We start from the raw sequence: 26,147 nt of genomic DNA, 5'->3' as shown, positions 1-26,147 counted from the left end.
TTTAAATTTATTTTCCAGGTGTTTTGTCAGATGCGTATTGTCTCGTAACAGCATTTATAAAATCATTTCCTGCTTTTTTAGTATCTGTTTTTAAGACTTTTCCAAGTCCCGTGGTATTTACAAACTTCGAAGCCCCGTTAAATAAAAAATTGGGCGTTACAGAATTTATATTCACGGCCGGAATTCTCAACCAACGATTCCCGTCTGTGTTTATATTCTCAGTCCCAAATCCAGGTTTGAAGCTATATAACAAATTCAATCCATTCAAAGCAAAATTCGAACAGTTATGAGTAGCCCCATTATATTGAACATTATCTAACTTTTGATCTTCATACTGCTTTTCTATGCCTTTATAAACACTTGTCGTAGCTGCGGCATCCGCTGTAAATTGTACTACACCGCCAGCAGACCGCTTCTCTCCTATACCAATATCCGTATTAAGAAGCTGGTCAAGAGTAACATTCTTTTTCCTTTGTATAATACCACCCTGGTCACTATCAAAATTCTTCTTCCCTGCTCCATCCTCGCCTGGCCAAAAATCAAAATAAGTGACTGTTCCATCCCTTATCATCCGCTCCTTCTCCACCTCTCTCGTTTGCTTCTTGCCATTTTCGTCGCGATATCTTTCCTTCTGTTTATATTTTTCTACTCGATAATTGTCTGTTGCAATACCTGCATGCCCTATTTCCCCATTATCTGTATACCATATAACTAAATAAACATCCTCCCCATTCGGATCTATATATTTGATAGGGTTATTTAAACAATAGTTATATGGACTTAGCGAACTATATATATCGACTTTGGGATCGGTACCTCCCCATCTTCCTATCTGCGCGTCATACATCCTCGCACCATAGTCATACCACTCCAACCCACTCCCATCTGCAAACTCCTTATTCTGCAGTTCCTTACCATTATACTTGAGTCTATTCTCCGCATAGTTTGTACCTTTCAGTGCATTCGAGGATATCCCCGCCATCGTCAACCCAAATGGATAATAATGCGTTTCTTCTAACAAAGGTCCAGAATTAACACCCAGTATGATATTATCAAAAAACACCGGCTCTGCACTTTCATTACTGGTATAAGCATATAAGAACCCTGTCTTTTTAATCACCATCTTATCCTGGCCGAGCGTCTGCAACTCATCTGGTGTTGCTTTCACTTGTTTTACTCCACTATTTTCTTCTACTAATTTAAACTCATCATCGAAAAGTACAAAATTAAGATAGGCTTTGGGGCGATCGCTATTGAGTTGATCCGGTTCTTTCTCTTTCAAGCGGCGGTAGTCGTTGTTATAGAAATTACTGTTAAAGGGTGTCAATTGGTCTGATGCGGCCTCGCCGTGTGCGCCATTATTCTGCCCGGCATTTCCGCCGAATGCCTCCATCAGGTCGGTCACCATATTTTCTGCGGTGACCATAGCGGATTTACCATCCTTGGGGCCATTCGACTTGTAAAACGCTTTGGCGCTCAGCTGAATAGTATCACCGGCCATTACGCGTAATACGATGGAAGGGCCGATTTTTTTACCCGCGCCCGTGGCAGTGAGTTTGGCTACGGAGGCATTCTGCCCGGCGCTTTCATCTGCCGGGTAGCCTACCGGTTTATCGGTACGGGTATTGTCAATATTGCTGAATAAAGCCGTTTCAGTAGCTGCTGCCGGGGCCTCCATGGTAGCGGCATACATGGTAAAGTCGGTTTGGTCCGTCAGCACCATCCGCACGTTACCCAAGTGATCTTTTACAAAGTAATCGAAAGGATATTGGGTAGCTTGTCCTGTTTTAAATATAGGCCGTATCCTGCCTTCTTCATGTGCCAGGAATTGCAAGGTGTCATTCTGGTAAGCAAAACCACCTATATAGTCGGTAACGGTCACTTTATCTGTACTGGTGGTTTTATCCGTTACTATCTTTCTCCACTTTACGCCCGCAGCATCGTACAGGTATTTGATCCTTCCCTTGCCGGTGATTACAATGCTATCCGGCAGGTTCAGGTGATTATAGGTTATGGACGTAATATTCTTATTGAGATCTTTGATCAGGTTACCATTAGTGTCATAATCATAGTCATCTCCACTGTTGGTGCCGTTGTTGAAATCGCCCAGCTTAGCAGTAGCGGTGTTAACACCATCTACCACTGCACCTAACTTATTACTGGTCGGCCGGTAGGTATAGGTGAGTTGATCGAGTGGAATTTTGGTCGTACCAGACATCCCCATCTGGTTCATAGCCAGAATATTACCATTGGCATCATACCCCAGATTGCTGACAGAAAAGTCTTTCTGATCAGCCGTCCAGTTGGTGCTGCCGCTATTCTGCTGAGAGAAGGGAGCCGACACCAGGCGATTTACCTTATCATAGCTATAGCCATAGGCACGCGCGATACCATCACTTTTACTTTTCCAGGTACTTCCTGCAATGTTTCCATTATACTGCAAAGCGGTGAAACCTGAATCATACGCCAGTGTTTGCCCGAACCAGTTGGCCGCGCTTCCGGCGGTATTCGCATAAGCCTTATTGATACCAGTCAGCCAACCGCGGATATTATAATCGTAAGTCAGCGTTTCCAGCTGCGAACTACCCACAATGCCCAAACGCTTTGTTTTCAGTTGCCCTAACTCATCGTAGGTATTCACCGCAATGGTTTTATCCAGGGTAGAACTGGCGTCATTAAGCCGTTTCTTAACACTGGTGAGCCTACCGGCAGCATCGTAGTGCAGCATCGTTAATACCGTGGTTTGCGGAGAAAGGCTGCTACGGAGGTTTTTATGCCGCAGGTAAGTACTAAGCACCTTTCCGTTAAAATCATACAGACTGGTCATGATATCCAATCCACCATTAATATTCTCCGTTAATACCTGGATCACCCGTCCCTTATCGTTATAACAATTGGTGGTAGTTAACCACTGCTGGGTACCTAATATTCTTACTTTGGTGCCAGTTACCAATCCCTTCGTCATGTTGCTGCGGGTAGCTGGCAGTGCTTCCGCATTAAGGCCACCATCTGCCTGCGGCTTAGCATTATCACTGCTCGCATAACTCTGCGCGCCAGGGAAGGTATAATCGTCATAGTAAGTATAGGTCAATGGCGTCAGGGAATCCGTTGGAATAGCCAATAACGTGCTGCTGGCAGCAACATTACCGCTACCGCTGGTAGCTGTCGGGTTAATCACCATATCAGTAGTGGCGCCTGCACCCGTATCAAATCCGTCCACTACGGCAATGCTGTTACTTGCCTGGTACAAAGGCTTCAAATCAAAGCTATCCAGGATCAGATCTGTCGGCACAGGGAAGCTATAAGCAATAGTCTGACTGCTGCTGCCATTAACTCCATTCAATGTGGTTTGTAGAGATTCACGGGTAGCGCTGGCATTTTTATATAAAGCAGTCATTATCGGCCGGTTTAGCCCATCGTAAAAAGTAGCCAGCCAATTCTTCCCTTTCATATTACCATCCCGGCTAAATGCCAACCTATCCCGCACATCATACACCATTTCAGTAGAATCTGCCCCCGGTACTTTCTTTACCATCATGCGATTACGGCCATCATAGCGGTATATAAAACAGAGCTCCCCTGCCACAGTAGTACTGATCACCCAACTGCTGCCAAGAGCTGCCTCCACCGCCTTGGGAGGAATTACAAAACGAAGATTACCTAAGTCATCGTAGGCATAGTAAGTACAAAGCCACCCCATATGCCCGGTACCCGGCGTGGCAGATAATTGCACTTTTTTAAGCACCACCCGACCCTCTTTGTCTTTATACTCCAACACCTGACCTCCAGCTTCATCGATAGTTACATTCTTATATAACTGGCCGGCAGTGTATATACGCCCAGCTGCACTGGTAGGAATGACTAGGCCATTTATAAAATCCCATATTCTTACAGAATCCGCTGTAGTATTAACCAGGTATTGATTCTCTACCGGCCGATTCCCTCCCCTCTCCACTCCTGACAGATCATTTTTGGCCCAACTATTTCCCGGAGCGTACGTTTTTACAACACGGTTAAGTGGCGATGTTTCGAAGTCAATCCGGCTATAGTAAACGCTTTCACGGGGCGTTTGTGTTAAATAAAATGATTTCTGATTTGTAAAGGGATCTGTTTTAAATTTCCCATCACTGACAGAAGCAGGATAAGGTAAGTATTTAGTTTGTTCTCTCCCGAAAGCATCGTACACTATTGGTGTAACCATATCTTTTCCAGCAGGACTTATCGCCTTTGCTACTATTTGAAGTGGCCTTCCTAAGCCATCTACATATTGAGTTGTCTGTCGGACTTCTGTTATCAGTCTGGCTGGATTCGCTACAAAGGAAGTGTCCGTGGTAGCAACTACCGGCTCCCAGGTACGAACAAAATTTATTACAGCATTGGTATAGGCAGCTGGCAATGGTACAGGGCTAGCACCAGGGTACGCAGGTCCTCCGGGAGTTTGAGCACTGACTGACAACCCGCTAATCAATAGTGCTACTACCAGGCCAGTTCGAAACATATTTAGAACCATATTATAAATATTTTATCCACGTTTGTGGTTTTACTGATTTTCTTAAATAGCGTTTATCGGGTTACTGGTACCTGGAACTGGTAATCGTACTGCTTAAGAATCTTTCCATTCTGATCCTTAACAACCTTCAGGCGATTGAGACCATCATACTCATAAAAACTAATATTTCCCGTAGGATCAGTAACACTTGTAACGCCTACCTCCGGAACATAGGTCATTGTTGTTACTAAAGCCGGAGTGCTGGCTAGCCCCGTCCTGATTTTATTTAGTTCAGTTCTAACTTGCTGTGGATCTGCAGATGACAGTAGCGCCGGCAAAGTAACATAAGAGGAGGCTAATGTATAATTGCATCCGACTATCTCTGCAACAGGATAGTTGCTATTATATCCCCATATGAAGGAATGTATAACACCATCCTTTGCCGTATACTCCAGGAGATTACCTCTGTTGTCGTATTTGCTGAAACTAATTTCTGTTTCAACCCCATTGTTGTATATAGCCCGGTCTATACTTGCCGGCAACAGGATATCATCCACGGTTGGCAAATAATTATTACGCTTAAACAACAACTTTCTTGAATCACGATAGGAAGTTTCAGTAATGACTGGGTCAACAATATTACGGGCCACCATCTTATCGTAAACAGCCGTTCCTTTATAGTCGCTGGAGTAACTGTTTAATATCCGTATAGTTTCATTTTTACTGGTGATAGTTTTTACCTCCGTTGGCCTTAAACTCAAGCCATTTTTGTAATCATAAGCAGTAGTAGTTATAAATGGAGTAGCCTGATTATCTCCATATTGCTTCACAATGGTAGAATCAAGGTGTAACCAGGCAGAAATATAATGATAGTCATTGAAAATAAATTGATAAGGATAAACGTTCAGCCCTATATTCATCTCCGGCAACTCCGTATATACTGTAATTCCAATTCCTTTCAAATATGAGGGTGGCTCAGGAATATTAAACATCGGCTTCCAGAATACTGAGTCCGGTCCAATTCCATAAACATTTTCAGTGGATTGAATCAACTTATATTTTCCATTCGTCTCTTTCCTATAGTCCTCCTGTTTAATCAACGAGCCACAATACCACTCGTTATTTGCGGAAGGAACAAAAGGATAACCATAATATCCTCCAGCACTAGGCAGATAAGAGTAATTGTAGATACTTTTTCCGTTTTCTCCATTCTCACCATTATAAACAGTCACTACCGGATAAAAGATATGACCATGATCTCCCCACAAGGGTAATACACTGTTGGCACTCTGCACAACAACCAGGCAGTTCTGTAATTCAACAGTAGGTGGCTCCGATTGTGGGTCGTCAATCGGGCCACTAAATACTTTGCGTACTGCCAGCGTTCTAAAGTATTCATATTGTGGATTTTCTACCGGTAAAACACCTGACGAATGCCCGGGTGTTGTGTCACTCTGATCATAAACATATTTATAGACCTTACTAGCGCCCGGGTTATAAGCATCGTTATAGACTAGCTTTTTAACTCTCCATCCACCCACAATTTTACTCCCTGTATAATAACTGGTGTCATTCTGATCGTAATGGACTTCAAAAAAGCCATTCATATTATCACCAAAAGTATTTACGGTAACTGTATAGTCTCCAGGCACCCAGTTAACAGGGTCTCCATTGGGGTTGCTATTCTTCGTGGAGTAATCCAATGTTTGTCCTCCGGGTGTCTTCACAGTAATAGCACAAGTTGGATCATCCGCGGTAGGGTCTTCTATCCCTGTACCTCCGCTCGGAGGAGTAGCATATGTGTTATAAAATATCCTAAATGAACTAGCACTGGCAGGAATGCTAATCACCCGTTGTGCCACTGTATAGGATGTTCCATACACCCCTTCAATTGGAAAACTACGGTCGATGGTCCGCTCATTCTCCACCCATATATCATTGGGTTCATAGGTAAACTCGGTGGTGCCTCCTGTTGGATATTGAATGCGTGTCAACAGACCAGCGTTAGACACGCTGGTATCCGGACGTCTGTCCGCAGCTCTAGCGTCACCCGGCCAATATTCATCGTTTTTCGGAAGTCGGCTATTTGAGCCACGACCATTATAATATCCCCAGTGATCCTGGCCGTTATTCAGTCGGTCTGGCAGTACTTTCGAATTATACGTAAATACATACGGCGCAGCCTTCAGTCCTCCAGCTCCCTCCTCATACAATTGAGATAACCACAGCCGGCATTTGTCCGGCGATGAAATATTTCCCCGATATTCCTGCTGAAGTACTACCTTCTTTATGAAGTTTGTTTTGTAAAATACAGAAATGTCGGCAAGGCTATTAGTCCCTGGTAAATCCTTACGTGCTGCGATAGCATAATTAAAATTCACATTAACGCCGTTGGTACAATTAATCGACTTGATTCTCCAGCCAATTACTTTTATACTATCATACATAACTCTGCTGTTGACCATATCCCCAGCCTGAGCCATTAAGTCGACGCTATGGTATCCGGACAAAAACTTAACCCGGGATTCACCAAAATAGTTTTTATAAGCATAGTTAACCGGCTCATAGTTAAAATCAACGGTGTCTTTTGAGGGGGTAATAATTTTAAACAGGTAGTAATTAATATTCTCTGATCCTGACGAAGTCGAATAACTCATTTCCTGCGGACCAAACAAATAAATAACGCCTTTGCTATTCACTATCTTCAGCCCCTGGGTAGTAGGTTCAATCTTCAGGGGCATTACCGGAGAAGTATGTATCTCTCCCTTCAGCCCAAAGAAAAATTTACCACTTATTTCCGGTGCGCTAAAATTAAACATGTCCGGTTCCGGGTCAGTTGTTCCATTAACGGCCTCAATCCCCCACCGATATGATACCCCACCTTCAGGTGCATTTAGGTCATATATTCCATGGCCGGCATAAACCTCTGGTGTAATAGGACTGTTCAACGGGTATCCTCCCATTAAATCACTTTTCCCCCTTATCATGACATTAATACTTCCCCCGGCTGTAAGACTCCAATTCATCCCCACACTGGAGGCTACTTCATCTACCTTTACTCCACCTGTATGATATTGAAGCCTGACTGGGATGGTGATATCCTTCAATTTCAAATCATAAACCGGAACATCTACCTGTGGCAGCCCGGTGTAATTATTCACGGGTACCTCACTGAATTTAAACAACGACGCTACATCAGGGGAAGGTGGTATAGGCCTCGGAGGAACAATTTTGGTATCCACTTGGGAAAAGGTTACAGCACATCCAAAACTAAAAGGTAATAACAAACAAAACACTTTGGCAAATCTTGTGTTCATGGAAATTGAGAATTAGATATATAGGTTAATACATAAAAATATTCAGCGTCTATTGACGCTATTGCAAGGCTAACAACCATTAAAAATTATACCCAAACCTCACCTTCACCGGGTCCGTCCTGGGCACATGCGAATTATATAAAAAATCAAACAACACCATCATATTCCCTTTCAGCTTACTATTGATCTTATATTTCTTACTAATCCCTACCAGCCCGCTCTGTGTCCACGGCTGCCCTACTCCATCAGGTACCCCCACATAGCTGGGCTGATAGTTTTGCTCATAGCCGCCATTCAAAAAGAAAGTACCTTTCAGTTTCCAGTCTACAAAGGAGCGGATGCTCATACCCTGCCCGGAGAAATGAATATCGTTGAAGCCCGTCCCCATGCCGAGTTTATACGACAACCCCACTCCCGCGCTACCATTTTTATGAAATTTATACGCTACCTGCCCTGCGAGGTCGCTGGTAGTGGGAAAGAACTGCGTGCTTCGCTGGAACTGTATATTGCTGCCAAACTCAAGCCGTTGCAGGAAGCTTTTGGTCTTCATTTCTTTGGGTTTGAAGTCCGGCATTTCCGCGGCATTGTCCAGGTCGGGGAATTTACTTTTCAGTTCATTGAGCCGGCTGCGGGCTTCTGCCATCTGTTGACTCACTGCTGCGCCGGCGTTAGGACCCCCTCCCAGGCGTTGCTGGATCAGTTGTTCCACCTGGTTGCGGGTTTGCAAGCCCTCGAGGCTTTGGGCAGAAGCAGTGGCACCCTGGATGTTGAACAAACTGGCCAACTGCGAGTGTTTAGACATGAAATCATTGAAGGCAGGCAATTTCTTAATCATTTCCATCGCCTTTTGCTCCGCTTTCTTCTTGTCTTTAAACACTTCTTTATATTCTTTTAGCTGTTGCGCATAGTAGTAGGCTTCCTTATTCATCTTCTGCAGGTCTTTGGTAAAGCCGGTATACTGGCTCAACTGTTCCTTCAGCAATTGTTTACGCTCGCGGATATATGCCTTGATCTGCTCCGCCTGGGCCAGTTTGTCTTTCAGGTTATCGACCGATTTTAATGAACCATTCAGCTTATCGGTAATGCCCTTGGATTGTTCCAGTAGACCTTTTGATTCCTTTAGGAAGCCCAGGGAATTACTAAGGCTATCGAGATAAGGGCCGCCCGATTGCGACAATGCGCCGGAATATTTCCCGAGCTTACCTTTTACACGCGATTTTAAACTGCCCAGGGAATCGATGGAGTGGGTAAACAGGTTGTTAGCTTTCAGGGAGTCGATACGCGCCAGGCGGCGTTTCAGTTTCTCTTCTTGTTTCATGAAGCGGGCCAGCGCTACCTCGCTGCGCTTAGTCACCAGCCGCTCCATTTTATCTGATTTTTGCTTTACCTGGGAAAGATATTTTCCAGGTATAGGGGTAACTTTCTTCAGCAGGCTATCCGGCTTCTTTGCCAGGTTGCCCTGGGCATAAGCACCCAGGACACCTATATGAAAGAACAATGCGAGGCAACAAATAAATTTCATAGCGAACACTAGATAAGGTGACAAATTATTGCGCAATCTTTCTTTTCAACTCCTGTACTTCCTGCGTCAAGGAAATTATTTTCTTATTCATCTCTATCATATAGAGCATCTGCTCTTCTACTTTCTTCAGTAACTGCTGATTCATTTCTCCCAGGTCTAGTCCCTTCTCTGCCACTTCAGCCGCAGATGGAATTTCCGGTAAATGCTTATGGGTACGAACATAAGCTTCCATTTCTCCTAAGGAGGGAAGCTGATAATCATGCTCAAAAACGAAATCAGGCCAGTTGTTATAAGCTTTTACTACTACTCTTGTAAAAACGCCACTGCCGTTAACTGCCAGTTTATAGCCTTTGGTATCGGTGGTACCAATGCCTACACTACCATCTCCCTTTACCTGCATCAGGTTCACTCCGGCACTATTAACCGCCAGTACATTATTGGTGGTTAAACGGGTGCTGGTTTTGGTCCTGCCATCGAGGATTACAGCTGCCACTGACGCATCTGATGCCGGTAGTACATCTTCTGCTTCACCGGTAACATAGATACCGAAGGATCTTCCAGGGATGCTGGATCTTCCAATCAGGTTAGGAATAAAAACCCCTGTGGCACTGGTGGCATTTCTAACTGATAAAGACGCATCCGTAGCAGCCACATTACGTTGTGTAAATTTCACAACATAGGTCCCGGAATCTCCGGATACCGTCAACCTTGCATCAGGAGAACGTTCTCCAATACCCACAAAGCCGTTATTAAAGATTCTCATTGCTTCCATCAAGCTATCCCGCCCTTTAATGCTAAATTTCATGACACTCTGCCTGTTGGAAGCTATAGTTCTTTCTACTTCCAGTTTGCCAACCTCCGTACCGGCCATATTGAATTTAAGCGCTCCTACATTCCCGAGCACGTCATATTGATGGGTGAGCTGAATGTTAGATAATCCATCTGAAAATATTTCCAGTTTGGTAGCAGGGGTAATAGTTCCAATACCAGCATTCCCGGTTGGTTCAAGTTTATTCTGTGCCATTACATGCAAACAAAACAGCGACGACAGCGCCAGCGATACAATACATTTCATAGATCAGGGGGTATAATTAAAAGTTTAAAATGCTTTTGAGTATAAAATAAAGTGAGATAGTTTTAATATTTCATGGGTTAAATATGCTACTGTCAATTAACCGCAATATTAACACAAATCGGCTAATTTATAATGCTTTATAATAAAAAAAGACGCCCCTCCCCCGCTATCCGGTATCAGTCAACATAAAAATTTTTACCTTCCCTGAAAAATGCCGTCCCTCCACCTACTCGTTATTAAAACCCTCCAACCTACCGCACTGGCGGCCTTCTACACCATTCTTGGATTCGAATTCGATCACATCAACACGGCAAAGGCCCTTTTCACTACGCCAGCAGGGGAACGCCCGTAACGCTGGAAATCTATCCTTTACCGAAAGGAGTCACCATAGCCGATAGCACAACCAGGTTAGGCTTTATGGTAGATGATATTGACAACCTGGTCCTGAAACTACCAGCCGGAAACATCGTGACGATGCCTGCTTCTACGCAATGGGGCTACGCAGCTGTTATTCAGGACCCCGACGGCCGTAAAATAGAACTCGTACAGGCATAAAAAAGACCGTCTCTACTGAGTAGAAACGGCCTATTCTCATGATAACTTTTTCCTACAGCGTCTTCACTCTCATATGCCGGAAACGCACGGTAGATCCATGTCCCAGGAAACCGATATGACCAGTTTCATTCTTCAGCCCCGGGTGATCTTTATGATCCAGCGTACCATTTTTTCGGGCATCGGCAATATCACCATCCAGGATCACGGTACCATTCAGGATTACCTTGATATGTGTACCATCCACAATCGCTTCTTCCACGTTCCACTCTCCTACTGGTTTCAGGAAACCGCGCTTAGCAGGAATAACACCGTAAACAGAACCATGATATTGATATACGTTCAGGTTTTTATATACATCTGCTTCGTTGTCGAGGATCTGTAATTCCATACCTACATAGGCAGCATCGCCTTCCAGCGGTGCACGTACGCCTAAACCATTGTTAGCGCCGGGGGTAAGCTGGAACTCGAAACGGAAAGAGAAGTTTTTATATTCATCTTTTGTATACAGGTTACCATGACCTCCGTTGGAAGGATCGATCACCAGGTTACCGTCCTGTATCACATAGTCTTTCGTGTTACCCACCCATTCGTGCATGTTGGTACCATCGAACAACAGTTTATATCCTGCTTTCTTTTCTTCATCGCTCAACACGTAAGGCTTAGGACGAGGCAGTTCTTTGATGTACAGATCGCGGTAAGCTACATACGTACCATGTGCCTGCAGCTCTATCTGCTCTTCGGGGAAGATCGGTAAACCGCGGTCCCAGTAATTTTCCAGGATTGTATTATCTGTTACCAGCTGACCATTGAGGTATACCGTTACCCGATCGCCCTTCATGATGATACGGAAGTGATTCCATTCACCGATAGCGTTATCTGCCAGTACCAATGGTTTACTTTCATGCTGCTGATTGTTGTACAGTCCACCGGAACCTACCTGCGCGCCTACATCTACGCGGGAGGTATCCCAGATCTGCACCTGTGGAGAGCCGCGGAGATAAATACCGGCATCACCCTGTGCAGTGATCTTCCAGTCTACCAGCATTTCAAAATCGCCGTATTTCTTATCGGTACAAAGGTTATCACCATGACCGTTGAACACCAACAGTCCGTCTTTCACCGACCAGCCTTTACGCATATTATCGTCGGCTTTGTCTTGTGCTTTGGCCAGGGTTTTAGCGTCCATTTTACCACGGGCAATCGGGTTTTCTACCAATCCTTTCCAGCCGCTCAGGTCTTTCCCATTGAAGAGAGGAACGAAGCCTTCGCCGGCTGGCATTTCTGCCAGGTATTTGCGGATCGACTGCCGCTGATAGTCAGCATCCTGCCCTTTCAGCACCTGGGATGTTTTTTCCAGCAAGCTGCGTACGGTAGCACCGTTGTAGCTCTTATCTGCCAGGGCAATATTCATTACGGCATTGGCGGCCGACTGTTGTAATGAAGCGTTATCGAGGTAGTTGCCGGCAAACAGTAAAGCAGGCAGTGTTTTGCACTGTTCTATACCTTCCAGTACTTTCTGTTGTAAAGCAGGCGTGGTAGCCAGCTCCATGGCATTGCGATACATCAGCAAACGTTGATCTGCCGGAAAACCGGATCTGCGGGTGAGTGCAATGTAACCTGCTACGGCGTCGTCGCGGTAAGCCGTATTATCGCGCGCAATCTGCAATAAGGCAGGTGCAGCAGCCGCATTCTTCCAGGAAGACAATGCTGCTACGGCTGCTTTTTTCGTGTTGGCGTCGCCGTTATTAAAGGCATTTAATACAGTAGATAAAGCGCTGGTTTCGCCAATGCCTGCCAGTACCGGCAGATAAAGTGCCTGCTGTGCTGCGCTGCCTTGTTTCATTTGTGCCTGTATCGCTGCACTGCCTGCACCGGTGTTGATGATGGCGGCCTGGAGATTACTGATATCCGCAGCGTTGCCGGCATTATTCAACAGGGAAAACAGTGCAGGTAAATTCGCCTGGGTGGCAACGTCCTTCAAGGCGCCGATGGCAGCGCTGCGGGTGCCCGCATCATTGCTGCTGGTCAGCGGCAATACATCGCCTACGCGGCTGTCGGCTTTACGTGCAGCCAGTACTGCAAGCAAAGCGGTTTGCGCACCTGCCGGCATGGTGGAAAGTGCGGCGCCTGACTGGGCAGCTACTTCATCACCAGGGATGGTGAGCAACACATTCTTCACTGCTTCTACGGTAGTGGCATCTCCTGTTTTCATAGCAGCGAGCAGGGCTGGTAATGCGCTGCTGCCGCCGATTTTACCGGCAGCGGTGATGGCCGCCAGCTTTACGCCCTGGTCTTTGCTACCCAGCAATGACTGGATAGCGGTTAGGGCGCCGGTTACTTTATTATCTCCCAACATACCTACTACCGCTGCTTTATCGGCGTTATCGGCGCCGGCAAATTTTTTCAGCCAAAGTGGATTACCAGCCAGGCCGTATTGACCTGCAAATTTCAGGGCAGCATCGCGGTAAGCGCGGTTTTTATCATTGGCAGCTGCCAGCAGCAGCGGCAGGCTCTTATCGCCACGGATGGCGGTGAGCAGCTTCAGCGCAGCTGTACGTGTAGGTACCTGTGCATCTGTTTTTGCCTGTTTAAAGATATTTTCTGCAATCTTTTCTGCCACTGATTTGTCTGTCAGCGTAGCTGCGTAATACAGGTAAGAAGCAGTAGCATCTGTTACATCATATCCATATCCAGCCTTTGCCGCTGCTGCAGCCAATACAGGTGCGGAAGCCGGAGCGCCGATCTGGGCCAGTGCATACAAAGCAACTTTAGCGAGGCGTTTGTCGCTATCAGTAGCCAACGGCGCAATAGCGGCGGCGGCGCCGGTATAACGGCTATCACCCAACGCTTCGGTGAGTGTAATACGGCGATCGCCGGAAGCGCTCTTTAGTGCCTGCAATAACGCCTGTTGCGCATCGGCAGTGTTGATCTTTACCAGCGCGCGTGCAGCAGGATCACAAAGCCGTTCATCGGCCAGGTAACCTTGCAGGGTGCTCACGGCATCATTATCTCCTACTGTTTGCAACTGGGTAAGGAGAAACATTTTATTTTCCGGATCCTGCGCTTTGCCCAGTGACTTACAAAGCGCTGCTGCTGCCTGTTTACGGGCAGTTTCTTTTCCGGGCTGGGTTACGTAGTAACAGTAACCGGAAATGGCATATTCCAGCTGCGTGTTATCGCCTTTTCCCGGCGCTGCCAGCATACCGGCAATGGTGCTCAGTCCCTCTTCTCCCAGGGCTGCAATCGCTTCCATATTGGCATTAAACTGCGCCCGGCCCGGCGACGGCATCAACGCCAGTACATCGGCCACCTTGGTGTGAAAAGCACGCTGATCTGATGGTCCCTGTGCGGATACCAGGCTACTCCCGCCAACCAGTAATGCAATGAGTAAGTGTAATATCTTTTTCATAATTGTTTACTTGTTTGTGCTGATTCCGGCTATTTTAGATGGTCCATGGTCCACGCATAGGCTGATAGATGAGGGCATTAGCGCCGGCATCATCAATAAATTCCTGTTTTACCGGGTCAAATTTCAATGAGCGGTTGAGGCGCAAGGCAATCTTACCCATGTTGACCAGGGTAGCGGAACGGTGGCCATTTTCCTCGTTCAAAGCAAATTTGCGGCGTCTTTTTACGGCGTCTACAAAGTCTATTTGCTGAGGAGCCGGATCAGGGAAGGCAGCCAGTTTCTTTTCCAGGTCAGGTATATCTGAACGGAAACCAGGGTACAGCTTTCCTTTGGGGCCTTCTATATAAGCTGCCTTTTCATCGGCGCCATCACCATCCAGGATGATCTGGCAGCCGTCGGCGTAAGTGTACGTAATTCTTCTCCAGGTACCTACCGCATCAGGATGCTGTTGTGGTGCATCTACTTCTACACTCACTGGGCTGGTATCATCTTTCCCCAGGAAGTATTGGATAGGATCCAGGTAATGCTGCCCCATATCTCCCAAACCACCACCATCATAATCCCAGTACCCACGGAAGGTCTGGTGTACCCGATGCGGGTTGTAAGGACGATAAGGCGCAGGGCCCAGCCACATGTCATAGTTCAGTTCTTTAGGCACCGGCATGGCTTCCAGGTTGGTTTTACCAATCCAGTAAAACTTCCAGTCAAAGCCGGTATGCTTACTCACGGTCACTTTCAATGGCCATCCGAGTAAACCACTGTCCACCAGTTTTTTGATGGGTTTTACAGTAGTACCCATTCCATAAAATCTGTCTTCAAAGCGGAACCAGGTGTTCAGGCGGAAAATTCTGCCGTGCTGCTGCACCGCTTCCACCAGGCGTTTTCCTTCTCCAATAGTGGCCGTCATAGGTTTTTCGCACCAGATATCTTTTCCGGCACGGGCAGCATCTGCTGCAATGATACCATGCCAGTGCGGTGGCGTGGCTACGTGCACAATATCTACTTCCGGCAGGGTAATCACTTCACGATAATCAGAAAAAGTTTTCACCCCTTTTCCTTTTTCGCCCAGCTGGTCTACCGCCAGTTTCAAATGACTGCTATCTACATCACAAAGGGCTACCACACGTGTACCGGCATAGCCAAAGTGGCCGCGTCCCATGCTACCGGTGCCTATCACGGCTTTAGTCAGCTGGTCGCTCGGCGCCAGGTAACCACGACCCAGCACATGCCTGGGTACAATTGTAAATGCAGCAAGCGCTCCCAGGGAATTTTTGAGAAATGCCCGCCTTGAGTCACTGTTTTGTTTCGCCATATTTCAGTTTGATTGAATGCTGTATGCTTCTATTAAAGTTATCACGTTACTATAGCTGTTCACTGTATTTTCACACCGTATGATAATATTTTCACTATCAAGGCAGATCTTGGTCTCTCTGACAGGTAAGATATAATCCAACGGTGTGAAAAGCAAGTGTTCCTCCCGGAAAAAATGATAAACGGTAAAAATCCACGCATCATTAATAGCCCGGATTCTGTACCATCTCGGGGTTAGACAAAGTCTCTTTCTCCGGTATCGGCCACAGGTAATCGCGATCAGTATATGCACGATCCTGCACCTTTACCTGTACGCCGGTCTGTGGATTGGTAGCACCAAATACCTGTCCGTTCATCAACGTTTTTACAATGCCCCAGCGACGGATATCAAAATAGCGCTGTCCTTCAAAAGCCAACTCCGACTGCCGCTCCCGGCGCACCAACTGCCGCAGCAACTCCTGGCTGTTGTACCGCTGCATATCCACCGGCGGCATCCCTGCCCGGTTACGGATGTCATTGAGGTAAAGCGCAACCGCCGGGTTCTTCCAGTCGCCCAGTTCTATCAACGCTTCTACATACGATAACAATACTTCGCTATACCGGATAATCATAAAATCGAGCGATCCTGTTCTGCTCTGCCGGTCACGGGCATCCAGGTACTTCCGTATCCAATAACCGGTGGCAGTAGATTTCTGTACGCCAATTTTATCGGTATTATTAGTGGAATTATCAAAGGGTTGCAGGATATAACCCGCATCTATAAACGATTCTCCGGGATATAATACCGAAGCCACCAACCGTGGGTCCCGGTTATTGTTATAGTTGGGATTTTTACGGTAAACAGCCAGGGAGTCGGCTCCCAGCTCCGCCGGGGTTTTACCCTGTTTGGTTTCAAAATTGTCTACCACCAATGAAGTAGGCGATACATAGGTTTCGCCACCAATGCCGTAAGGCGCAAAGGTAGTCCAGGCATTATTACAACCACCCTGCGTAAAAAAGATCCTTTCTTTATTCAGCTTACCCGTATAGCTAAACAGCTCCGCGTAATTGTTCACATTCGGTTTTTCACTGCGATACAACTGGTAAACGCCCGTACCTATTATTTTGGCAGCTGCATCACGGGCTATATCGTAGTGATGGAAGAACAATGCCAGGCGCACGATCATGGCATTGCAGGCCCCGGCTGAAATACGCCAGGTTTCATCACTGTCGTATTCCTTGGGCAGGTTTTCGGCACACGCCTGCAGCTCGCTTAAAATAAAAGCATATACTTTATCTACCGGGTCCCTTTTTAGGTGGTTGGTAGCCGGTGTCAGCGACTGTGTCACAATAGGAATATCCCCGAAGAAAAGCATGATCTCCATATGATAATAGGCGCGTAAGGCCCGGGCCTCATACTTCATGCGGGTACGCAGCTGGTCATCCATGAAACACTTGTCTACGTTCTCCAGGAAACGACAGGCCCGGCGGATATCTATATAATCGTCTCTCCAGATCCACTCTGCTACATCCCAGGTAGGATTTTGCAAACCCCTCGTATAAATATCGTAGTTACCGCGGAAGTCGCCACGGCACACCGCTTCATCGCTCAGGCCCGACCAGAACATTACATTACGGCCGGTTGATCCTGCAGGTACACCGGCATAAATAGATCCGAGCGCACTGTAGGCATGGCCTTCTGTTTTCCACCATACGGCATCGGTTACGCCAGAGGGACTATCATGCGTCAAAAATTTTTTACAGCCCGGGAAAGATAACAATGCCAGGCTCATTATAAAAAGAATGCTATATCTGGATTTCATGGTGTAATATTTTAATCATTAAAGTTGGATACTTACCCCTGCTGTATACATTTTCATGATACCATAGGTCCACTGGTTACCCTGGCTTTCCGGGTCTACCAGTTTCATAGACGTAAATACAAATGGGTTCTGGGCGTTTACATATATCCGGGCGCCATTAATGCCTACACGTTTTAAACGTTCACTGCTGAAGTTGTATCCCAGCTGTATATACTTTATGCGGGCGTAAGCGCCATTCTGTATCCAGAAATCAGAGTTTAATTTATTGATACTGGGAGAAGTTGTTAATCTTGGGAAACGTGCGTCGGTACGTTGTGGCGTCCAGTAGTTATCAGCATAGTAACGGGTAGGCACCCCACCGTCAAACGACATATCCAATGGATAGGCCAGCATACCGGCTAAGATGGCATCGTCTTTACTCACGCCCTGCAATAACATTTCCAGTTCCCATTTCTTATATGTCAGGCGGATGTTGGCGAAGTAATCTACTTTGGGAGTAGGGTTGCCTATTACGGTTTGGTCTTTTCCATCAATAACATTATCGCCGTTCACATCTACATAGTGGATGTCGCCGGGTTTCTCGTTGGCAATAATAGGCACCAGCGGCGTACCATCTGCTTTAAAATCGCTCGCCTGTAGTAATCCATTGGTTTTATATCCATATAGGCTTCCCAGGGCGTACCCTTCTTTATGGATAGTACCTCCGCTGATATATGGTCCGCCACGTAAAGACAGCAACTCGTTGTTGTTATAGGAAAAACCGGGTCTTACCGACAGGGTTATATTTTTCCCAATGTTGCTATTGTAATTGAGCGACAACTCAACGCCTTTGTTCCGCAGCTTTCCGGCATTAATAGGAGTAGTACCCATTCCACCTACATAAGATACTGGTGGATTAAGGATGATGCCATTGGTTCTTTTATCATAATAATCGAAGGTAAGTTCGAGCTTACCTTTAAACAGGCTCATATCTACACCCAGGTCCAGCATGTCTACTGTTTCCCAGGTGATATCGGGGTTTCCAAATACCGACTCTACCCCATCATTGGCACTGATCATGTTTTGATACTGATACAGCTCGATATTCTCATTTCCCAACCGTCCGTAGGAAGCGCGCAATTTCAGGCTGTTAATGGCCCGCAGCGATTGCATAAAATTCTCCTTGTGTACATTCCACCCCAATGCCACTGACGGGAAAGTACCGAACTTATGTCCCGGTCCGAAGCGGGACGAGCCATCGGTACGGATAGCGCCTTCCAGCAGGTATTTATCTTTATAGGAATAATTCAGCTTACCATAAAAAGACAAGAGTGATCTTACCTCCCAGTAGCTGCTGTTATTTTCTTCCTGTGAGTAGCCACCCATCACATAAAAGTGATGATCTTTCAAATCGTAGGTATAATCTGCTGTAACGCCAGCGTAGTAATACGTGGTTCTATCGAAGCTGGCAGACCGGCTTACGCCCCAGGTTTGCACCAGCTGTCCGCTGAAATAATCGAAGAAATAGTAGTTATCCCTGGTATTGCGGGTCACGTCGCTGTTTAAACGAAAACTAAATTGCCCCCGCAAATTCAGTCCCGGTAATACTTCCCACTTCGGTTGCAGGTTGATACTGGACTGTCCGTATTCATTGGTACTTTTTCCTCCATGCTCTGCATAAGCCACAGGGTTTACGATATCAACATAGCGGCCATACATGGTAGGCGCGCCGTCTTTTTCCGGATACTTGGGCAAAATAGTGGGCGGTACCCGGAAAATATCTTCCAGGATACGGTTACCACTGTTGCCATTGGGGCGGTTAGGATAGAACGTATTTCGCTTAATAGCCAGCATGTCCATGTACACCAGGAACTTCTTGCTGAGGGTGATAGAGGTATTGGCGCGTACATTATACTTGTTGGAATGATTCAGTGGAATCATGCCATCCTGGAACTGGTAATTGGCGGTAAGCGCGAAACGCGCCAGGCTATTACCACCGCTGATCCCCAGCGAATGACTGGTGATGGCGGCTGCCGGGTTAATAATTTCCTTTTGCCAGTCGGTGTTGGGATATTTGATAGGGTCATCACCGGCTTCCGTGTGTTTAATATCATCATCGGAATAAAACGGCTGATTGCCGGCATTTACCTGTGCTTCGTTAAACATGCGCATATACTCCGGCGCTTCTACCAGCTTGGGCATGGTAGATGGCGTTTGTACGCCGTAGTAACCATCATAGGTGACAGCTACCCTGCCTGCCACGCCACGCTTGGTGGTCACTAATATTACGCCGTTGGCAGCACGGGCGCCATATACTGCTGCTGCGGCGGCGTCTTTCAATATGGTGACGCTTTCCACCGTAACGGGGTCGATATAGTTCATGTCCATCGGTATTCCGTCGACCAGCACGAGGGGATTAGCGCGATCGGCAGTGAGCGTACTAAGTCCCCGTATTTTAATAACGGCGGCATCCCCGCCAGGCAGGCCGGAACTCTGGGTTACCTGTAACCCGGTAACACCTCCCTGCAACGCCTGTGACAACGCCGTAATGGGTTTGCCATTGGTTTGCTGGGCAATATTCACGGAGCTGATGGAGCTGGCGATATGTTTTTTCTGTTGCTCGGAAAGCCCTACTACCACGACTTCATCCAGTGCTGCTACTTTTTCTTTCAGGGAGATATTGAGCGCATTGTGGCTGCGGATTACCGTATGCTCTTCGGGAAGGTATCCCATTTGTGTAAAAACGATCACCGCATTTTTCTTAGCCCTTAGAGTAAAGTAGCCGTCTACGTCTGAGGTGGTGCCGATGTTGTTATTGTCTTTTACGCGGATGGTTACCCCTGGCAATGCCTGTGGTGGTTCGTGGTTATCGTATACACGGCCACGTATAAGGTAGGTGCTGTCTTCTTCTGCGGAGATGCCGTTGATTTTTTCTGTGCGCTTTCTTTCCCGGGGAATGATGGCCACCTGGTTGCGTACAATCCGGTAGCTGAGGGCGGTATTAGCCAATGCCTGGTCCAGCACTTCTGTTAATTTTTTGTCGCGCAATTCAAGGGTGATGGGTTGTTCCTTATTCACCAGTTCATCTTTGTAAAAAATGCGCCAGGTGCTTTGAGACTGGATCTGGCTAAACAATTGCGGCAGGGTGCCCTGGCTTAAGCGGATAGTAAGATGGTTGTCCTGCGACCTCCCGGTAGCGGCAATTCCCATCATGGCGGTGAATAACAGGAGTGCGGTTAGTTTCATTGTTTTCACTAGTTTGGTGGCAAAAGTACTGCCTGGCGGGACACGCCATTGCGCATAGATTTTTTTCATAACTTCACGTTAGTTTTTTTGGTTAATAAAAAGACATACGCTACCCTACCCCCGTAGGGTGGCGACGCCGGGAGATGTTCCACCATCTTCCGGTTTTTTTTGGTCATATTTTGGTTTTCTACTCTTTCTCTGTTAATACAATGCGCTGTCCATATCGCTCATAGCGCAGGGAGTTGGTGGCGCAGATTACTTCTAGCACGTTATCAAGGTTATCTTCCAGGTCCAGGTCGCCGGAACAGGTTTCCAATCCAGGTTTTGTGGAGGCCAGGTCAAGCGGTATGTTATAGTATCGCGTTAATTTTTTCAGGATATCTTTCAAAGGCGTATTGAAAAAGAGCAGGCGGCCATCCTTCCAGGCGGTGTAGGCGGCTACGTTTACGCGGCTCATCTGCAAGCCCCCGTCTTTGGCATCAACAGTAGCCATATCGGCTGGTTGCAGCAGTTGCGAACGCTCCCGGGAAAAGCCATGCCCGGGCACGTGCAGGCGCACACTTCCCGAGGCCAGTACAAGGCTTCGCCGGATATCGTCGGGATAGGCGCTGATATTAAAAGTAGTGCCCAGCACTTCTGTAACTAAACCTGACGCATATACGAAAAACGGCGACTGTGAATTGGGCGCGATATCAAAGAAGGCCTCTCCTTCCAGGTACACTTCTCTTTTTCCATTTTTAAAGGCGGCGGGGTATACCAGGCGGGAGCCGGCATTCAGCTGCACCACGCTGCCGTCTTCCAGCTGCACCCGGGCACGGCGGCCATAGGGCACCATCAGGGTATTGTAAGTGGCGGCGGCAATGCTTAGCGTGTCTTTATTAATGGTAATACCAGTACCTCCGCCGGCATATACCAGGGCGGCATTCTTTCCTTTCACGACTACGGCCTGGTGCTGCCCTACCAGGAGCCGGGTATCGGTGAGGGGTTGGTCATGAGGCAGCTGCCGGGCAAAGCGCAATAAATCGTTCTGCCGGGGCAGGAAATACCAGAGCCCGGCCACCAGCAGTACCAGTATGGCAGCGGCCACTTTGAGATATAGGTACCGGTAGCGGACCGGTTGAGGCGCCAATCCCGGCGCAATCTCATCCCAGAGCGCAGCCTTGTCGGCAGAATCCCATGTTTCATTCCCCGCATTCCGGATCACCTGTTCCACCGATCCGGCCAAAGCCCGTAATACAGGGTCTTCCGGTGTACGATCATTTCCCAGTATATCTTCCAGGGTCGGATACTTTTTTCCGCGCTTCATGCAACATCTTTCCAATAAAGAGTGATCAACAGATCAGGTATAGACTCCTGAACACAACTTTTTTTAATTATTTTTCTGAGATAGCCAGGACATCAGTAAAATTAAGAGCGGCAGCACCGGTACTTTCTCCATACTGGACCGCAGTTGCCGGAAAGCGCGATAGGCCAGGGTGCGGCAGGTAGGTACACTGATTTTCATGATGCCGGCTACTTCTTCATAAGATAGCTCGCAGTTAAATTTAAGGAACAACACCTCTTTTTGCCGGGCGGGAAGATCGTTGAGCTCCCGCGTAAGGATACGCAGCATTTCCTGCTGCTGTTCGGCCGCAATGCGTTGCTGCTCTACATCCGGCTCATAGGTAATGGAGAAATAATCAGCTGTTTCCAGCTGGTCGGCGATAGCATATTTCTTTACCGCCAGGTGAATTTTACGGCGGAAAGACCGTAATAGGTAAAAGCGGATATTTACTTTGGGAGAAAGATTACGCCGGTAGTGGTACAAGTCCAGGAAGAGATCCTGGATACAGTCTTTGATCAGCGCGGTGTCCTGTACGTAGCGTAATCCGTACCGGAAAAGCATATCCGCAGATGTATCATACAATTCTCTGTAGGCTTCCTGATCGCCCAGTATGATATTATCCCACAAAACATTATCTGTTTCCATTACGCGGTCTTTCAAACAGTTGCTATTTAGACGTCACCCAAGATAGAGTAAAAAGCTTAAAGCAGAAAGCAAAAAGCTATTGTGGAAGATGACCTGTGCGATTTTTATTATTCGCTAAGATGATCCTCCACAATAGCTTTTTTGCTTTGTGTTTTTTCTTTGTGTCTTATGCTTTCTCCAGCTCATGCCATAGGCTGGCAGCACCAATCAGTGCAGCTGCTTCGCCCAGCGTAGCTTTTACAACAGGGATGGTAATCTGTTGCTGTTGCAGTTGTGTTTTCAGGAGAGGGAAGAAAAGATCGGATGCGTTGGCGATGTTGCCGCCAATAACAATCACTTCCGGTTGTTCGTCTCTCACAAAATCGGTGAGTACGACAGCCAGGTTGACGGCAAACTCATTGAACAGCTCCTGGATCCTCCTATCGGCAGGCATACGTGCTACCAGTGCTTTTACGTCGGCTACGGTTTCACCACTGATTTCCTGGTAGCGTTTTACAAACCAGCGGGTCGACAGGTAATCCTCCGCTATGCCGTCTTTAAAGGGTGTACACCAGCGGTTGGCGTCTTTAGCCACCCCATCGTGGTACCAAGCAGAGCCCAGGCCGGTGCCGAGCGTCAGGCCGATGCCCCGTTGATAGTTCCTGCCCGCGCCGCTGAATACTTCACCCTGTAAAAAGCAGCCTGCATCGTTGATAAAACGGATTTGTTCCGGCAGGATATCCAGTTGCGCAGCCAGCAGCTGCTTTATATTGAGCTGATACAACGCGTCAAATTTATCCTGCCCTTTCATCAGGCTGATACCCTGCTCATAGTCGAAAGGGCCTGGGATACCAATCCCGATATGCTTTACTCCTGCAGGAGCATGACTGAATACTTCATTGATCACTGCGGCCCATGCTGCGATTATATCTGCTGCTTCCCCATGTGAATTAACGCGGGTGCGGTTCCACGAACCTTCTATGATAGATCGTGTTTCCAGATCTACTAATGCTGCGGTAATATGAGAGCCGCCAATATCAATTCCTAACGCCGTGGAATGCTTCATAAAAGTTGTAAGATAGAGTGGTTGCTAAATCGTTTAAGCTAAACAAATATAAAATATATTTTGGTTGATTTGCTCAGAAAAATCGTTTTAGCAAGATGAAAAATGGTTAAACTGGCTCTAAATATAGGGCGTTTTTCCAGAAATCAAAAAAACGCAGCCGCTTTTCAAAAGAAATCTGTTGTAAAATATTTTGACAGATGAAAAATTATTATCACTTTTACATCGTAATTCATTTCACAATGGAATCTGATCATTGCTTCGGCAGTAATATGTTAACAGCCTACATCGCTACTAACTTTAACACTTCTCCCCCAGCCTTATAATTCAAACATGCCCGGTTTCACCTTTGAACTGACACGTCTGTCAGCCACGTGCCTGTGCGGATAATTATCACTATATCTCATCAACATTTATTAATAACACCCAACACAATGGAAAATCCAATTCTCAGATGGGCATTGCTCATCGGCCTGCCCCTGTTATGCCTGTTACTGTACAAGATCATTCTTCGTATATGCTTTGGCGTAGTAATCGTACCGGAAGACCGTATCGGCCTGGTCACCAAAAAATTTGTGCTCATGGGTAAACAGGAGCTGCCTGAAGGCCGTATCCTCGCGACCAACGGAGAAGCCGGTTTCCAGGCGCAAACCCTGGCTCCTGGCGTATACTTCGGCAAATGGGCCTGGCAGTACAGTGTTGCCTTCCAGCCCTTTACCATCATCCCCACCGGCAAAATAGGACTGGTGCTGGCGAAAGACGGCGCAGAACTCGAAACAGGCGCCATCCTGGCCCGCAAGGTGGCCTGCGACGCATTCCAGGATGCTGAAGCCTTCCTGCGCAATGGCGGCCGGAAAGGCCGGCAAACGGCGATCATCACGCCTGGTTCTTATCGTATCAACACCCTCCTGTTCGACATTGAAATCACCGACATGTCCACCATCCCCGATAATGCAGTAGGTATCGTTACCACCCTGGAAGGTAAAGCCATCGAAACCGGCTCCATCGCCGGTAAAACGATCGACAACCACAACAACTTCCAGGATGTGGATGCATTCCTCGACAAAGGCGGCTATAAAGGTCTCCAGGAACAGGTTATCCTGGCCGGCTCCTACTTTATCAATCCCTGGTTTGCGAAACTGGAAATGGTGAAGATGACGGAAATCGCTATCGGGCACGTAGGCGTGGTCATCTCCTTCGTGGGTAATGATGGCGTGGACATCAGCGGCGCCGAATTCAAACATGGCAACATCGTCGCCAAAGGCAGCAAAGGCGTATGGGCCGAACCATTAGGCCCTGGTAAATATCCTATTAATCCCTATATCATGAAAGTAGAGCTGGTACCTACCACCAACCTGGTACTCAACTGGGCCTCCGCCAGAAGCGAAGCGCACCAGCTGGATAAGAACCTCTCTACCATTACGGTAAGAAGCCGCGATGGTTTTACCTTTAACCTCGACGTATCACAGATCATCCACATCCCTACTACCGAGGCGCCTAAAGTAATTGCCCGCTTCGGTAATATGAGCAACCTGGTTACCCAGGTACTGGAACCTACTATCGGTAACTATTTCCGTAACTCTGCCCAGGGCTCCGATGTGATCAGCTTCCTAACCAGCCGTAAAGAAAGGCAGACAGCCGCCAAAGAACATATTGGCCAGGTATTGGATCAATATAATGTGTTTGGCGTAGACACCCTCATCGGGGACATTGTGCCACCGGAAACCCTGATGAAAACACTTACCGACCGTAAAATTGCAGAGGAACAAAAGATCACCTACGATACGGAACGCCTGGCACAGGAAACCCGTCAAAAACTGGAAAAAGAAACGGCCATCGCCGAAATGCAGAAGGAAATCGTAAAAGCCGACCAGGGCGTATGGATTGCAGAAAGGACAGCCGACGCCTCTGTGAAGAAGGCCACCGGTGACGCCAACAGCGTACGTTTGCAAGCCAACGCCGAAAGTGACCGCATGAAATTACTCGCCGCCGGTGAAGCGGAAAAAGTAAGACTGCTCGCCAAAGCAGAAGCAGAACGTACCGAATGGATTGCCAAAGCCGATGCAGAAAAAATTGCCCTCACCGGTAAAGCTGAAGCAGAAAAAATCCTGGCCATCGGTCAGTCCAGCGCCGAATCCTATAAGCTGGCCGTAGAAGCCATGGGTGGCAACAACTTTACCCAGTTGAAAGTAATGGAAGCTATCGGTGCACAACAAATCCGTATCATGCCAGATGTACTCATCGGCGGCGGCGATGGCGCTAATGGTCCTATCAGTGGACTCCTTGGCCTAAAGCTGCTGGAAGATATCGGAAAAAAGAAAGAAGAAGATAAGAAGGCCAATTAACCCATTGTACTGTAGCAACCTCAGAAAACACCCCCATAAGTAAGATACTTTGGGGGTGTTTATATAGTTTTGGCTGCGTATCGATT

At 47.2% G+C, this 26,147-nt stretch carries 14 protein-coding genes; 3 read left to right on the top strand and 11 right to left on the bottom strand.

The features are described 5' to 3' along the window. Positions 1–7: 7 nt before the first annotated feature. From HGH90_RS09665 to HGH90_RS09650, 4 genes are all read right to left on the bottom strand, one after another. Complete coding sequence (locus HGH90_RS09665) at positions 8–4,498, bottom strand: DUF6443 domain-containing protein (RefSeq protein WP_211172606.1); 4,491 nt, start codon at positions 4,496–4,498, stop codon at positions 8–10. 65 nt (positions 4,499–4,563) lie between these two features. Then, positions 4,564–7,806, bottom strand: a complete 3,243-nt coding sequence (locus tag HGH90_RS09660) for a hypothetical protein (RefSeq protein WP_169190961.1) — start codon at positions 7,804–7,806, stop codon at positions 4,564–4,566. Positions 7,807–7,885: 79 nt separating this feature from the next. Beyond that, positions 7,886–9,328 carry a coiled-coil domain-containing protein gene (locus HGH90_RS09655; RefSeq protein WP_248276988.1) on the bottom strand — a complete coding sequence of 481 codons (1,443 nt, stop codon included), beginning with the start codon at positions 9,326–9,328 and terminating at the stop codon, positions 7,886–7,888. A 25-nt stretch (positions 9,329–9,353) separates the two neighbouring features. Then, positions 9,354–10,403, bottom strand: coding sequence for a hypothetical protein (locus HGH90_RS09650; RefSeq protein WP_168764203.1), 1,050 nt, complete (start codon positions 10,401–10,403; stop codon positions 9,354–9,356). Positions 10,404–10,614: 211 nt separating this feature from the next. On the opposite strand from HGH90_RS09650, the gene HGH90_RS31630 reads away from it, so the two are divergent. Both HGH90_RS31630 and HGH90_RS31625 read left to right on the top strand, forming a co-directional pair. Further along, positions 10,615–10,755, top strand: coding sequence for a hypothetical protein (locus tag HGH90_RS31630; RefSeq protein ID WP_211092962.1), 141 nt, complete (start codon positions 10,615–10,617; stop codon positions 10,753–10,755). 65 nt (positions 10,756–10,820) lie between these two features. Next, the gene (locus tag HGH90_RS31625; RefSeq protein ID WP_211092963.1) at positions 10,821–10,958 is read left to right on the top strand and encodes a VOC family protein; all 138 of its coding nucleotides are present in this window, start codon (positions 10,821–10,823) and stop codon (positions 10,956–10,958) included. A gap of 52 nt (positions 10,959–11,010) precedes the next feature. Here HGH90_RS31625 and HGH90_RS09640 read toward each other — a convergent pair whose 3' ends face one another. The 7 genes from HGH90_RS09640 to HGH90_RS09610 all read right to left on the bottom strand — a co-directional run bounded on the left by HGH90_RS09640 (position 11,011) and on the right by HGH90_RS09610 (position 23,719). Continuing rightward, a complete protein-coding gene (locus HGH90_RS09640; protein WP_211172605.1) occupies positions 11,011–14,367 on the bottom strand; it encodes a family 16 glycoside hydrolase in 3,357 nt (1,118 codons plus the stop codon). Between the two features lie 34 nt (positions 14,368–14,401). Beyond that, positions 14,402–15,679: a Gfo/Idh/MocA family oxidoreductase gene (locus HGH90_RS09635; protein WP_145670918.1), complete on the bottom strand. Its 1,278-nt coding sequence runs from the start codon at positions 15,677–15,679 to the stop codon at positions 14,402–14,404. A 202-nt stretch (positions 15,680–15,881) separates the two neighbouring features. Further along, positions 15,882–17,480, bottom strand: coding sequence for a RagB/SusD family nutrient uptake outer membrane protein (locus HGH90_RS09630; protein ID WP_168764204.1), 1,599 nt, complete (start codon positions 17,478–17,480; stop codon positions 15,882–15,884). An 18-nt stretch (positions 17,481–17,498) separates the two neighbouring features. Continuing rightward, on the bottom strand, positions 17,499–20,774 hold the full coding sequence (locus HGH90_RS09625; protein WP_169190960.1) for a TonB-dependent receptor: 3,276 nt from the start codon (positions 20,772–20,774) through the stop codon (positions 17,499–17,501). Positions 20,775–20,892: 118 nt separating this feature from the next. Next, on the bottom strand, positions 20,893–22,011 hold the full coding sequence (locus HGH90_RS09620) for a FecR family protein (RefSeq protein ID WP_169190959.1): 1,119 nt from the start codon (positions 22,009–22,011) through the stop codon (positions 20,893–20,895). A gap of 63 nt (positions 22,012–22,074) precedes the next feature. Beyond that, positions 22,075–22,689 (bottom strand): RNA polymerase sigma factor, encoded by a 615-nt coding sequence (locus tag HGH90_RS09615; protein WP_168764207.1) that lies wholly within the window; start codon positions 22,687–22,689, stop codon positions 22,075–22,077. Between the two features lie 151 nt (positions 22,690–22,840). Further along, positions 22,841–23,719: an ROK family protein gene (locus HGH90_RS09610; protein WP_169190958.1), complete on the bottom strand. Its 879-nt coding sequence runs from the start codon at positions 23,717–23,719 to the stop codon at positions 22,841–22,843. A 431-nt stretch (positions 23,720–24,150) separates the two neighbouring features. On the opposite strand from HGH90_RS09610, the gene HGH90_RS09605 reads away from it, so the two are divergent. Then, the gene (locus HGH90_RS09605; protein WP_168764209.1) at positions 24,151–26,061 is read left to right on the top strand and encodes an SPFH domain-containing protein; all 1,911 of its coding nucleotides are present in this window, start codon (positions 24,151–24,153) and stop codon (positions 26,059–26,061) included. Positions 26,062–26,147 lie beyond the last annotated feature (86 nt).

The sequence above is a fragment of the Chitinophaga sp. Ak27 genome, from assembly GCF_012726295.1.
Classification (GTDB): Bacteria; Bacteroidota; Bacteroidia; order Chitinophagales; family Chitinophagaceae; genus Chitinophaga.
The sequence above is the reverse complement of the archived record's forward strand: the minus strand, read 5'-3'. Positions and strand labels throughout refer to the sequence as shown.